This window comes from Halovulum sp. GXIMD14793 (assembly GCF_054457435.1).
On sequence record NZ_JBTLNE010000017.1, the window covers coordinates 32450 to 45361 of the forward strand.

At 58.5% G+C, this 12912-nt stretch carries 11 protein-coding genes; 6 read left to right on the forward strand and 5 right to left on the reverse strand.

Annotated elements, in window-relative coordinates:
* Positions 1-58 precede the first annotated feature (58 nt).
* Complete coding sequence (ygfZ, locus tag ACW9UQ_RS06540; RefSeq protein ID WP_458930202.1) at positions 59-835, forward strand: CAF17-like 4Fe-4S cluster assembly/insertion protein YgfZ; 777 nt, start codon at positions 59-61, stop codon at positions 833-835.
* Here the strand turns inward: ygfZ and ACW9UQ_RS06545 are convergent.
* Entirely contained in the window at positions 822-1613 is a 792-nt protein-coding gene (locus tag ACW9UQ_RS06545) for an inositol monophosphatase family protein (protein ID WP_458930203.1), read from the reverse strand. The two genes, ygfZ and ACW9UQ_RS06545, sit on opposite strands and share 14 nt — an antisense overlap.
* Positions 1614-1750: 137 nt before the next feature.
* On the opposite strand from ACW9UQ_RS06545, the gene ACW9UQ_RS06550 reads away from it, so the two are divergent.
* The 5 genes from ACW9UQ_RS06550 (at position 1751) to ACW9UQ_RS06570 (ending at position 8958) form a co-directional block, all read left to right on the forward strand.
* Positions 1751-3721 (forward strand): bifunctional 2',3'-cyclic-nucleotide 2'-phosphodiesterase/3'-nucleotidase, encoded by a 1971-nt coding sequence (locus ACW9UQ_RS06550; RefSeq protein ID WP_458930204.1) that lies wholly within the window; start codon positions 1751-1753, stop codon positions 3719-3721.
* 89 nt (positions 3722-3810) lie between these two features.
* Complete coding sequence (locus tag ACW9UQ_RS06555) at positions 3811-4965, forward strand: Na/Pi symporter (RefSeq protein ID WP_458930205.1); 1155 nt, start codon at positions 3811-3813, stop codon at positions 4963-4965.
* Between the two features lie 11 nt (positions 4966-4976).
* Positions 4977-5210 (forward strand): hypothetical protein, encoded by a 234-nt coding sequence (locus tag ACW9UQ_RS06560; RefSeq protein WP_458930206.1) that lies wholly within the window; start codon positions 4977-4979, stop codon positions 5208-5210.
* Positions 5211-5383: 173 nt separating this feature from the next.
* Positions 5384-7681 (forward strand): xanthine dehydrogenase family protein molybdopterin-binding subunit, encoded by a 2298-nt coding sequence (locus ACW9UQ_RS06565; RefSeq protein ID WP_458930207.1) that lies wholly within the window; start codon positions 5384-5386, stop codon positions 7679-7681.
* Between the two features lie 275 nt (positions 7682-7956).
* Positions 7957-8958 (forward strand): DUF2235 domain-containing protein, encoded by a 1002-nt coding sequence (locus ACW9UQ_RS06570; protein ID WP_458930208.1) that lies wholly within the window; start codon positions 7957-7959, stop codon positions 8956-8958.
* Positions 8959-9152: 194 nt separating this feature from the next.
* Here the strand turns inward: ACW9UQ_RS06570 and ACW9UQ_RS06575 are convergent, their stop codons facing one another.
* The 4 genes from ACW9UQ_RS06575 to ACW9UQ_RS06590 form a co-directional block, all read right to left on the reverse strand.
* The gene (locus ACW9UQ_RS06575) at positions 9153-9704 is read right to left on the reverse strand and encodes a hypothetical protein (protein WP_458930209.1); all 552 of its coding nucleotides are present in this window, start codon (positions 9702-9704) and stop codon (positions 9153-9155) included.
* Positions 9705-9750: 46 nt separating this feature from the next.
* Entirely contained in the window at positions 9751-11142 is a 1392-nt protein-coding gene (locus ACW9UQ_RS06580; RefSeq protein ID WP_458930210.1) for a TolC family outer membrane protein, read from the reverse strand.
* A gap of 54 nt (positions 11143-11196) precedes the next feature.
* Positions 11197-11850 carry a protein-L-isoaspartate O-methyltransferase family protein gene (locus tag ACW9UQ_RS06585; protein ID WP_458930211.1) on the reverse strand — a complete coding sequence of 218 codons (654 nt, stop codon included), beginning with the start codon at positions 11848-11850 and terminating at the stop codon, positions 11197-11199.
* Positions 11851-12011: 161 nt separating this feature from the next.
* Positions 12012-12899, reverse strand: a complete 888-nt coding sequence (locus ACW9UQ_RS06590) for a M24 family metallopeptidase (RefSeq protein ID WP_458930212.1) — start codon at positions 12897-12899, stop codon at positions 12012-12014.
* Positions 12900-12912 lie beyond the last annotated feature (13 nt).

Consider the following 12912-nt stretch of genomic DNA (forward strand, 5'->3'; position numbering starts at 1 on the left):
GATGGCTGGACGGTGGCACAAAAGCCTATATATCTCGTGAACCAGCAGGAGCAATCAAATGCAAGCGCGGCACGCGGACAGAACAGTTCTGAAAGTCACTGGCGGGGATGCCTCGAAATTCCTGCAGGATTTGGTGACGAATGACATCAAGGGATTGCAGCAAGGGATTGTCTACACGGCACTTTTGACGCCTCAGGGCAAATATCTGTTCGACTTCTTCCTCGTCCCTCTGGAGGGGGCAATCGGTATTGATGTTCACGCCGGTCGTGCCTCTGCCCTGGCGATGCGTCTGAATATGTACAAGCTACGCGCCGATGTGCAGATCAGCGAAACCGAGCTTTCGGTGGTTCAGGCGCTTGGCCAAAAACCCGACGCAGCGCTGTGCTTTGCGGACCCCCGCCACGAAGATCTGGGCTGGCGGGTCTATACGGAAACCCCTGCCCCGTTGCTGGCTGCAGCCACGCCACTGAAAGGGGACGACTGGGCCAGCCTGCGCGTATCCCATACCGTGCCCGAAACGGACATCGAACTGATCGCCGACAACAGCTATATCCTTGAGGCGGGCTTTGACCGGCTGAACGGGGTGGATTTCAAAAAGGGCTGCTATGTCGGGCAGGAAGTCACCGCCCGTATGCGTCACAAGACCGAACTGCACAAAGGTTTGCGGCGAGTGGCGATTGAAGGATCAGCCCCCCCGGGCACAGCAGTGATGCGGGACGGAAAACAGATCGGCACCCTGTTCACCACAGCGAACGGCATGGGGATTGCTCATCTGCGCTTTGATCGCATGGATGGGGAGCTAACCGCCGATCAGGCGCGGCTTACGCCTCTCTGACAATCCGGGCGAATTTGTCGAAAACTGCCGTGTTGCCGCTGATGATCTGGCCAGTTTTCAGCGGATCGGTATCCGGCTCAAGCCCTTCAACGGTCCCGCCTGCCTCACGCACCAAAAGAATACCGGCAGCGATATCCCAGGGATTGAGCTTTTGTTCCCAATACCCATCGTAGCGCCCTGCCGCGACATAAGCGAGATCCAGCGCCGCAGCGCCCCAACGACGAAGGCCCGCACAGGCCGGGGCCAGTTGCGCGGTCTGGCGCAGAAACGCCGGCAGATGCGGATTGCCCGCAAAGGGCACTCCGGTGGCAAAAATGCAGGACATCAGGTCGGACCGGTCAGACACCCGGATACGGGCATCGTTCAGCCAGGCACCGGAGCCTTTCTCGGCCGTGAACATCTCATCCTTGATCGGGTCATAAACCACGGCCGAGACGATCTGACCGCGATGCTCCAGCGCGATGGACACCGCCCAATGCGGCAACCCGTGCAGGAAATTGGTGGTTCCGTCCAGTGGATCGACGATCCAGCGGCGGGTCGGATCCTCGCCCACGTAGTCCTTTCCTTCTTCGCCGACGAAGGAATAGTTCGGGCGCGCCTCGATCAGTTCTGTACGAATAATCTCTTCGGCTTTTACATCAGCGCGGGACACGAAATCACCGGCGGATTTAGAAGACACCTGCAACTGCTCTACCTCGCCGAAGTCGCGGACGAGGGACCGGGCCGCCCTACGCGCGGCTTTGATCATGATATTCAGATTGGCAGTGGCCTGGGACATGGGTGTATCGTGTCTGTGAGATTGCGAGTCGCGCCTCTTTACGCGGTCTGACCTGAAAGGGAAAGCACTGACGCCAAAGCGTCATGTTTAGGGAGTAATTGGTATCCAATGGCGCATTGCCAACAAGGAGACCAATCATGACATCAGCATTTTCACCAACCCGCCGCACATTTCTGGCCAGAACCGCCGCAGGCGCGTTTATCGCATTGCATCCGTTCAGCGCCCGCGCGCAGGCCAATCAGGCGCATCTTCGGCTGATGTCGACCACCGACCTTCACGTGCATGTCTGGCCTTATGACTACTATGGCGACCGTCCGTCCGACAGCCTGGGCCTGTCGCGCACAGCCTCGATCATCGACAGCATTCGGGCCGAGGCTGCGAACTCCATGCTTGTGGATAATGGCGATTTCCTGCAGGGCAACCCGATGGGCGACTGGGTCGCGTATGAGCGCGGCATGAAAGAGGGCGACATGCACCCGATCATTCAGGCGATGAATGTTCTGGGGTATGAGGCCGGAACCTTTGGCAACCATGAATTCAACTACGGCCTTGATTTCCTGATGAAAACCATTGCCGGGGCGAATTTCCCGGTTGTGTCGGCAAATGTGGTCAAAGGCGATCTTGCGGGCAATCCGCGCAGCGATACCCTGTTCGTCAAACCCTATGTCATCGTTGAGAAAACCGTGACTGACGGCGCTGGCAACGCGCATCCGGTCAAGGTCGGCTTTATCGGCTTTTGCCCGCCGCAGATCATGAACTGGGACGCGCGGCATCTGACCGGCAGTGCAAATGCCCGCGATATTCTGCAAACCGCGCGGGCCTGGGTGCCGCAGATGCGCGAAGAAGGGGCGGATATCGTTGTCGCCCTGTCGCATTCCGGTATCTCGACCGAAGGCGAAAAGGACGGGATGGAGAACGCCTCGCTTTATCTGGCGGGGGTCGAAGGGATCGACGCGATTGTCACCGGTCACCATCACCTTGTCTTCCCCGGCGGCGGGTATGAGGCCGCCGAAGGGCTGGATCCTGAGGCCGGAACGCTGATAGGCAAACCCGCAGCGATGGGGGGCTTCTGGGGCTCGCATCTGGGCGTCATTGACCTGATGCTGGAGCGCGACGGCCGGGCATGGAAAATTGTCGCGTCATCCTCCGAAGCGCGCCCGATCTATGAACGGGTGGAGCGCAAGAACACCCCGTTGGTCGATGATTATCAGGCCGTGCTTGACGCAACTAAGGCCGAGCATGACGCAACCCTTGAATATGTGCGCCGCCCGGTCGGGGAAACCTCGGCCCCGCTGCATTCCTATTTCGCGCTGGTCGCGGATGACCCATCTGTGCAGATCGTCAGCCAGGCGCAGCTTTGGTACACTGAACAGATGATGAAAGGGACGGAGTGGGAGGGTCTGCCGATCCTGTCTGCCGCAGCGCCTTTCAAGGCTGGGGGCCGGGGCGGCCCGGATTACTATACCGATGTGAAGCCCGGGCCGATTGCCATTCGCAACGTCGCCGATCTTTATCTTTACCCCAACACCACCCGCGCGGTGCTGATCGACGGGGCAACGGTGAAAGAGTGGCTGGAACGCTCTGCCGGGATCTTCAATCAGGTGAAGGCCGGGGCGCAGGATGCGGTGCTGATCAATCCGGATTTCCCGTCCTATAACTTCGACATCATCGACGGCGTGACCTATCAGATCGACCTGTCACAACCGTCTAAATACGGGCCAAAAGGGGAGCTTCTGAATGCAGAGGCCAACCGCATCAAGGAACTGAAGTTCGACGGTCAGCCGATTAATCCTGAACAGAAATTCGTCATTGCGACAAACAACTACCGTGCCGGTGGCGGCGGTCATTTCCCGGGCGCAGATGGTTCGACCGTCATCTTCGTTGGCCCGGACACCAACCGCGATGTGATCGTGCGCTATATCGTCGAGAAAGGCACGATCAACCCCTCCGCCGACAGCAACTGGACCTTTGCACCGATGAACGGCACGACGGTCCTGTTTGATACCGGCCCCGCTGGTGCGGACCACATGGCTGGCGTCAAGGGCGTACAGATTGAGGCCGCAGGTGATGGTGACGAGGGCTTTGCCCGATACCGCATCACTCTCTAAGCCATGATAAGTGTCCTTGGGATGCAGATTTCACGAAAACGTCATCTCTAAGTTTTACCAAGGTTGAAATACGCAACCTGGGGGCACCTATGACACAAACTGAAGGCACATATTCCGCCGATACATCAAAGTCTGGCGGTGGCGCGCTGCAATGGCTGATGGTCGCAGGGTTGGTTTACCTGCTGATCTGCGCTGTCGGCATGATCGGTTCCGGCTTCAAGGCCGCAACCGGGGATCAGGCGGAAGAGCTGTTCGAGTTCGCCACAAACCCTTTTGCGGGTCTTGTGGTTGGAACGGTGGCGACAGCGCTGATCCAATCCTCGTCCACTGTGACATCAATCATCGTCGGACTGGTCGCGGGCGGCCTGCCGGTCTCGGTTGCGGTTCCAATGGTGATGGGGGCCAATATCGGCACCTCAATTACCAATACGATAGTTTCTCTGGGGCACGTCCGTGAGAAAGACGAATTCAAGCGCGCCTTTTCGGCGGCCACCGTGCATGACTTCTTTAATCTCTTGTCCGTGGTGGTGTTTCTGCCGCTTGAGATCGCTTTTGGCCTGCTGGAAAGAATCGGCAAGATGCTGGCCGCGCCTTTCTATGGCGGCACCGATGCGTCGATGAAGGGGATGAACTTCGTCAAAGCCGCAACCTCACCGGTCGTGGATACCGTCAAGAAAACGACGCTGAGCCTCGGCGATCAGGTCGGTGGCATTCTGCTTATCGTGATAGGCGTCGCCGTTATTTTCCTGTCTATCGGCTGGATCGGCAAACTGTTGAAAAAGCTCATGGTCGGCAAAGCCAAAGACATCATGCACACCGCCATCGGCAAAGGGCCGATTTCGGGCATCTTCTCGGGCACGCTGGTCACGGTTCTTGTGCAGTCTTCGTCGACGACCACGTCGCTGATGGTGCCGCTGGCCGGATCGGGTGCATTCAAACTGAAGCAAATCTATCCCTTCACGCTTGGGGCCAATATCGGGACCTGTATCACCGCGCTTCTGGCGGCGACGGCGGTCACCGGGAATGGCGAGGCGGCGCTGCAAATCGCCTTTATCCACCTGACCTATAATGTGCTGGGCGTGGTCTTCATCTATGGCCTGCCCTTCCTGCGGTTCCTGCCGGTGAGCATGGCCGAATGGATGGGCGCGACCGCCGCTGAAAACAAGATGGCTGCCGCGGCCTATATCCTCGGCGTCTTCTTTATCCTGCCGGGCATCTGCCTGGGCGTTACGGCCATGATCTGAGGGGACCAATCATGACAACCCAACCACTGAAATCCATCACGACCGAAAGCCTGCGCGCACTGATCGACGATACCGAAGGCACGTTGAGCGAATTGAGGGACGAGTTGGAGCGGCGCGAAGAGCAGCAGCAACACGCTGAAATCGACCAGCTTGAAACCCATATGCGTGATGCAGAATCCAGCCTGCAGACAATCAAGGATTTCATCGCTTACCTGATCGCTGATCTGCGCAGCAACAAAAGCTGACAGACCCCCTTGAGAAGGCCCCCGACGGGGCCTTCTCACCTTGGCGCGCACCGCCCTTTCAAAAAAGAATTCTGCCGAAAGCTATATAAAGCAGACGATGGGCATGGACTGCCCCGCCTGCCCTGCTATCTTTGCGCGATATCGCCACCCGGCCTAAGAAGGGGAGCCTCTCAATGGACAAATTCGGGATCAGCCAATCGCCCAACCGAGTGGAGGATGTACGCCTTCTGACCGGCGAAGGCCGCTATGTCGATGATATTGCCCCTGAAGGGGCGCTGTATGCGGTGTTCTTCCGCTCTCCCATTGCGCATGGGGTGATCACGGCACTGGATGTCAGTGCAGCCGCCGAAGCCCCGGGTGTTGTTGCGGTCTATACCGCGGCGGACTTTGACGGCGTGATGAAAAACAAGATGCAATTCTCCGTCAGCAAGAACCGCGACGGATCATCCGGTGCAGCCCCAATCCGTCCGGTGCTGGCCACTGACCGGGTGCGCTTCGCTGGCGAGGCGATTGCCGTGGTTGTGGCGGAAACCCATGCTGCGGGCATTGACGCGCTGGACCTGATCGAATTCGATTACGACGATCTGCCCGTGCATACCGCGACCGCCGTCGGCGGCGACGCGATCCACCTCGAGGCGCCGGAAAATCTGGCACTGGACTGGGCGTTTGGCGATGAAACCGCGACAAATGCCGCCTTTGACGCCGCCACCCATACCGTTTCCCTTGATCTAATTGATAACCGGATCATCTGCGCCTCGATGGAGCCGCGCGGCTGTTATGCGGAATGGGATGGCACCCGCCTGCATCTGGCGGTGAACGGCCAAGGCGTCTGGGGACAAAAGGCGGAACTGGCCAAGCAGTTCGGGCTGGAGGCTGACGCGGTCCGCGTGACCAATCCCGATGTCGGCGGCGGCTTTGGTATGAAAAGCTTCAACTACCCCGAAAGCGCCGCCGTCGCCTTCTGCTCCAAGATGCTGGGCCGCCCCGTCCGCTGGATGAGCGATCGGTCCGAGGCGATGCTGACGGATAATGGCGGGCGCGATCTGGTCACCACTGCCGAAGCTGCCTTTGATGCGGATTACAAATTGCAGGCGTTGCGCATCAATTCAGTCGCTAATCTGGGGGCCTATAACTCTGCCTTTGCGCAGTTCATCCAGACCGATGTCGGCATGAAGGTGCTGCCGGGCGTGTATGACGTCCAGACGGTGTTTTCCAACGTCAAAAAGGTGTTCACCAACACCGTGCCGGTTGATGCGTATCGCGGGGCCGGACGGCCTGAATCGATCTATCTGATCGAACGCCTGATGGATAAAGCCGCGCGCGAGCTGGGCGTCGATCCGTTCGTACTGCGCCGCAAAAGCTTCATTGTCCGCGAGGCCTTCCCCTACAAAACCGCCGTGGGCGAAACCTATGACGTCGGCGATTTCGACCGGGTGCTGGACCGGGCCGAGGCAGAAGCGGATATCGCAGGCTTTGCCGCGCGCCGCACGGATAGCGCCAAATCCGGCAAGCTGCGCGGCATGGGGCTTTGCTACTATATCGAGTCGATCCTTGGTGATCAGAACGAGACCACCAAGATCGAGTTTGCCGAGGATGGCCTGGTCAATCTTTATGTCGGCACCCAATCCAATGGTCAGGGACACGAAACCGTGTTTGCGCAAATTTTGCATGAACGCACCGGGGTGCCCTTTGACAAGATCCGCTTCATTCAGGGTGACAGTGACCTGATCGCCAAGGGCGGCGGCACCGGCGGGTCGCGCTCGGTGACGATGCAAGGCAACTCCATCAATGCCACGGCAGATATCATGGTCGCCAAGTACAAAGACCTGGCGGGCGAAGAGATGGAGGTTTCAGTCACAGACATCGTGTTCGAAGATGGTGTCTTCGCCGTCGCAGGCACCGATCGGCATGTCAGCCTGATGGACCTATCCGTTAAAGCCCGCGAAAAAGGCATGGCGGATCTGCTGGTGACCGAGCATGAAAACACCGTCCCCGCGCGCTCTTACCCCAATGGGGCGCATATCGCCGAGGTTGAGCTTGACCCTGATACCGGGGAGCTCACCGTGGTCAAATATACTGTGGTTGACGATTTCGGGTTTCTGATGAACCCGAAACTGGCCGAGGGTCAGGTGCATGGCGGTGTGGCCCAGGGCTTCGGTCAGGCGGTGACGGAACAGGTGGTCTATGATGAGGACGGCCAGCTTCTGACCGGCAGTTTCATGGATTATGGCATGCCGCGCGCCGATGACCTGCCGATGATGGATTTCCATACCGAACTGGTGCCCTCGACCGCCAACGATATTGGCATGAAAGGCTGCGGCGAGGCGGGAACGGTCGGCGCGCTGGCCGCGATCACCAATGCCGCGCTTGATGCGGTCTGGGACCGGGGCGTGCGCCAGATTGATATGCCGCTGACACCGGTGCGGATGTGGGGCTTTTTACAAAGCGCAGGGAAAGTTGCTGCAGAGTGAGGCAGCATCGCTGGCAGAGGTAAACACGTTGACCAGATATCCTATTCGCCGGCTTGCGGGTGGGAATATGCCCCCATCAGCTCCCCCCCGGAGCCAATGAGGGCACCCCCCAAAGCAAGGCGTCGCCCTGCGGGAGTTCGCATTTCGAAATATATTAACAAAACATTAACGAAAGGCTGCTTTCGAGTACTGAGTTTCTGATAGTTTCGCAAGAAAAAGCTTATCCCGCCCTATCTGACCACCACCTTTCCACGCAGTATCTCAGCGGATGACCGATGCCAGACCGCCCACCCCAAACCCACATCATTATTGTTGACGGCACGCTCAGCCGCTTGTCGGACGGGCACGAAACCAATGCCGGACTGCTTTACAAGCTACTGTTGGAGGCGGGGTCCGGGGCGAGACAAACCGTGGGCTATGACCGCGGTGTTCAGAGCAGCGGGTTTATGAAATGGGTGCATGTCGCGGCGGGCAGCACGATCAATCAATCGATCCTTTCAGGTTATGCGACCCTGGCCTCGCGCTATCGGCCGGGCGACCGGATCATGTTGTTTGGCTATTCTAGGGGGGCCTATGCCGTGCGCTCGCTGGCTGGGATGATCGGCCAAATTGGCCTTTTGCGACGCGAACATGCAATGCACCGCCGCGTGTTGCGGGCGTTTCGGTATTACCAGGCTGAGACGCGCAGCAATCATGCCCGTGTCTTTACCGTCAAGTTCTGCCATCGCAACGTCCCAATCGAAATGCTCGGCGTCTGGGATACAGTCGGCGCGCTCGGCCTGCCCTACCCCATCCTGTCACGGCTTGCACCGATGGCGACCGAGTTTCACGATCACAATCTCGGCCACAATATCCGTCATGCCTTTCACGCTCTCGCGCTGGATGAGACCCGCACAGCCTATGAGCCGATCCTGTGGGACCCGCAGCCCGGATGGTACGGAACGCAGGAGCAGGTCTGGTTTGCCGGTGTTCATGGCGATGTTGGTGGCCACATCTGGCCGCTATCCACTGACCGAGGCCTGTCGAATATCCCGTTCCTATGGATGTTGGAAAAAGCAGAGGCCTGCGGATTGCATTTGCCCGAGGATTGGCGCGCGCGCTTTCCGTCGGACCCTGCAGCGCGCAGCATTGGCAACCGGGCGGGTTGGGGGAAGTTCTTCATCCTACGCCGTCCGCGCATTGCCGGTGCCGCCAACGGCGAAGCAATCCACCCCTCTGTGTCAGAGCGGGAGAGCACCTTGCCGCGCTATCGCAAACGCGCACGTTGGGTGCGATAAGCTTGTCTGGTCGAAAACCAGTTATAGCGTCAGGCTTTTCGTGTAACGCTCTATATCAGAGATATACGAGGCACTTCTCAAGGTCGGAAAGCAGTCCTTAATGGGCTGCACAGGTGTCGTAATGCGCAGCGGCCCAAAACGCTGCGCTATGCAGGCTAACCAGATAAGGGAAACGTTCTTCTTCCGACCAAAGGTCAGAGTTTCAAGCCACCGCCCAGATCGTCATCGTCCTCATCAATCGCACGCAAGACCTCACGGCGCGCAATTTTGCGGATGGTCCGGTTCAGACGCTCGCCCAACTCACCTTGGAGTTCTTCGCGCACAACCTCGGAAATCAGCACGCGCAGGGCAGCCTCATCGTAGAAAGGCGCGTCGCCACTGCCATTGCTGGCTGGCTCTGCGGGCTTCACTGCTGCGACAGCGGCTGCAACCGGGGCCACCAGCGACGCCATGTCCATCTTCAGTGGCTCTGGCCGTGGCGCATCCTCGGCTTCTTCGGTGCCCGGCTTTGCATCGGAGCTATCCTCTTTGCCGTCCTCTGCCGCCTTCTCAACACGCTCTGCCTGCCCCAGAACCAGCGGCGGCGACTCGGGTGTATCTTCCGCCTGAACGGGTTCAACGGCCTCAGGCTTCTTGCCTGCAGCCTGTTCGGCCTGGCTTTTGGCCTCTTGTGAAACCAGTTCGCGGATCGAACTCAGCACATCATTGACGTCGCTGTCGCTCTTGTCCTTCGGGGTATCGGTCATTCAATCCTCTTACTTGCCGTTTGCAATGCCCCCAAGCTTTGCATGTCTAGTCACCATAGAGCCTCTGGATCCGATCCATTTTGCGCACTACCGGGTTGACTGGTGCACTTTTCACCGCATCGTAATGCAGCTGAGGGTCATAGACCTCTACAGCCAAGTTCAGATGCTGCATCGTCAGCAAGCCCATAGCCGACAAAAGATTGTAAGCTGCGACATATTCGTCGCGGCGGGATGACACAAGCTGGACCTGCGCATCGCGTAAATCCTGTTCCAGATTAAGCACATCCAGCGTTGTCCTTGTGCCGAGCGAGGCCTCTTCCCGGACACCATCAAATGCAATCTGTGCAGCCGCCACCTGCTGCCGGTTGGCCGCGACAGAGGCACGGGCAACCTGGCGTTCTGTCCAGGCAAAGGCAACATTTTGACGGATAACCCTAGCCCGCTGTTGAAGATCCAGCTTGGCCTGACCGTAGTTGTGCTCCGCCTGACGGATCAGCGACGAATTGCGACCACCTGAGTAAATCGGCACTTCACCCTGCACACCCAAACTGGCGCTGGAACTGTCCGAAAAGCTGTCACTGATGGCCGAGGTGCCCCCGCGCCAATCCAGACTGCCGGTTGCCTGTAGTTTGGGCCGACCAGAGGCCTTGGCACGCACGATGTTCCACTCTGCCGATGTGATGGAATGGCGGGTTGCGGCAAGATCAGGGTGCTCTCGCATCGCGATCGCCTCAGCCTCGGCCAGCGAAGCGGGCAGTTTTGGGGCTGGCGGCGGCTGGCGCAGATTATTGGGCGGGGTGCCAACCACGGCCAGGAAAACCTCGCGACTGGCTTCCAGCCGACCACGGGCTGCGGCCTGCCCAGCGCGCGACGCGGCCAAGCTGGCCTCGGCCACGGAAACATCAGTCCGCGTCGCTTCGCCCAGCTCAAACCGGTCGCGACTGGCGCGCACCTGCTCCTGCAATACCTGAACATTATTGTTGCTAACCCGCAGGGCCTCGGTATCGCGGCGTACATCCATGTAGGCCGTAACCGCCTGCAGCAGGATATTCTGCTCTGCGCTTTTCAATTGCGCACGGCCCGACATTACGCCCGCCTTGGCAGCGTTCAAAGCCGCAGTCGATGCTCCACCATCATAGAGGCTCAAGGTCGCGGACAGCCGGGCGTTGTAGGTTTCGGTAAGCGGGAGGTCGCCGCCATTGAACTGCCTCTCCAGATCAACCGAGTAATTGGCCCCCGCCGTCGCGTTGACCTGAGGGCGCTTGCTTGCCAGCGCCTGCGCGACATTTTCATCCAACCCGCGAAGCGCGGCTCGGTTGGCTTCAAGAAGCGGGCTGTTTTCATAGGTGCGCACCAGGGTATCGGCCAGAGAGTCGGCCACTGCAGGGCAGGCGGAAAACGTCAGCAAAACAGAGAGCAGTCGTGTTACCTTAGCCATTATATAGGCTCCTTACAGGCAGATAGAGCGTTGCAGGATGGTAAAGCCAGCGGTTCAGAACTGAAAGGCCCTTTCCTCTGCAAAGCCTTCCAACACAGGTGCCGTAGCATCAAACAAGGTGCGCCAAGCGATTCTGTCACCGCGCTTTGTGCCGATCTGGGCGCGGCCGACAGCGCCTTCCATACGGATCGCGGCAACGCGGCCACCGTCTTTCAACTGATCGTTCAAAGCATCAGGCAAGGTCTCGATCCCGCCTTCGATCACGATCACGTCATAAGGCCCATGGGACGGATCGCCCTCTGCCAGCGATTTGTTCTCTACCACAACATTGTGGATAGCTTCCGCCGATAACAGCTGCTGAGCCTCTGCCGCTAGATCGGCAACCGGCTCCACCCCGACCACCGCCTCAGACAAATGGGCCAGAATGGCGGCCGAATACCCTAGCCCCGCCCCCAGATCGAGGACAAGGTCCGAGGGTGTCACCGACAGGCCATCCAGCAATTTTGCGAAGGTGCGCGGATCAAGTATAAAACGCCCTGCCCCCAGATCGATCATATCGCCTGAATAGGCAACGTCGCGCAAAGAAGACGGCACAAAAACCTCGCGCCGGATAGCCTGAAACGCATCAATAATCGGATAGCGGGTGACATCCGAGGGGCGGATTTGGCAGTCCACCATAGCCGCCCGGGCTGCAGCGTAATCGGTCATGACACATCTTTCCTATGCCGGTTCCGGCAGAGATGTGCCATATTCGGCGATATAGGGCAATGTCTGTTCGCGTGGTGAGGCGGCGCAGGGGTGCAGGATGTCAGAGGGAACGGCCAGCCTTCTTGGGTGAATTGTCCTAACCTCAGCTGGTCAGTGCACAGTTAGATATTCTCCAACGGCATGGGGGTTAACAATGTGCTGCCATCCCGTTCGACGAGAACCATTGCAGTCGCCAGAGCAGCCATAGAGCCGTCGCACGTTCGGGATGTCCAGTTGTCTTCATCGATCCGCAGCGACGGGTCCCCAACAGCAGCGATCACATAAATATTCAGGATCGTGCCAACTTTGATTCTGTCCCCTCTGTCGGGTGGTCCAAAACACAGAATCTGCGGGTCCTGCATTCTTTCTTGCCCCATGCTATAACCACAAAAGTCACGAACGGGTGACAGATCCAGTGCGTTGAGGGATCGCTCAATTTCATGCGAAATCTCACCTGTTCTAATCCCAGGCCGCACGACTTCCACCGCATTCTCTAAGGCCTGTCTACACCCGTTGACTACGTGACGACCCCCAGCAGACTGGCGGCCGACCGGAACGGTTATGCCGAGCGATGCTTGAGAAAAGTTCGAGCTTGCGGAAAGCTGGATCGTAAGCAAGTCACCATCCGAGATGACCTGATCAGAGGGTGGTGCATGCAGCAGGGCCGGGCCTACAGACAATGCGGACGCAGCCGGAAACCCACTGACGCCAAACATCGACGGCAAAAGGCCATGCGCCAGAATTTTCGATGAAAGTGCCGCGTCTATTTCATTGGTGGTCATCCCCGCCCGCAGATCGGTGACCACGTCCCGAACGATATCAGCAAGCATGGGAGCAGTCTGTCGCGTGTCCTCAATAATGCTCTCAGTCGATTGTGATCGCACCTCCACCAAGACCTTTTGAACTTTTCGGGCTAAGTCGTTGTTTCTCTGAGTATCAACCTGCTTACCTGCAAAGAGCCTGAATGCAGATCCAGATGGCAGATATCTCAACAGTGATTTTCCATCCATCAAATCCCCCATC

Bases quoted from the DNA above. Each gene is read 5' to 3' on its own strand.
- ACW9UQ_RS06550 (WP_458930204.1), top strand. From the start codon at position 1,751: ATGACATCAGCATTTTCACCAACCCGCCGCACATTTCTGGCCAGAACC.
- ACW9UQ_RS06570 (WP_458930208.1), top strand. From the start codon at position 7,957: ATGCCAGACCGCCCACCCCAAACCCACATCATTATTGTTGACGGCACG.
- ACW9UQ_RS06590 (WP_458930212.1), bottom strand. From the start codon at position 12,899: ATGGATGGAAAATCACTGTTGAGATATCTGCCATCTGGATCTGCATTC.
- ACW9UQ_RS06580 (WP_458930210.1), bottom strand. From the start codon at position 11,142: ATGGCTAAGGTAACACGACTGCTCTCTGTTTTGCTGACGTTTTCCGCC.
- ACW9UQ_RS06555 (WP_458930205.1), top strand. From the start codon at position 3,811: ATGACACAAACTGAAGGCACATATTCCGCCGATACATCAAAGTCTGGC.
- ACW9UQ_RS06565 (WP_458930207.1), top strand. From the start codon at position 5,384: ATGGACAAATTCGGGATCAGCCAATCGCCCAACCGAGTGGAGGATGTA.
- ygfZ (WP_458930202.1), top strand. From the start codon at position 59: ATGCAAGCGCGGCACGCGGACAGAACAGTTCTGAAAGTCACTGGCGGG.
- ACW9UQ_RS06575 (WP_458930209.1), bottom strand. From the start codon at position 9,704: ATGACCGATACCCCGAAGGACAAGAGCGACAGCGACGTCAATGATGTG.
- ACW9UQ_RS06545 (WP_458930203.1), bottom strand. From the start codon at position 1,613: ATGTCCCAGGCCACTGCCAATCTGAATATCATGATCAAAGCCGCGCGT.
- ACW9UQ_RS06585 (WP_458930211.1), bottom strand. From the start codon at position 11,850: ATGACCGATTACGCTGCAGCCCGGGCGGCTATGGTGGACTGCCAAATC.
- ACW9UQ_RS06560 (WP_458930206.1), top strand. From the start codon at position 4,977: ATGACAACCCAACCACTGAAATCCATCACGACCGAAAGCCTGCGCGCA.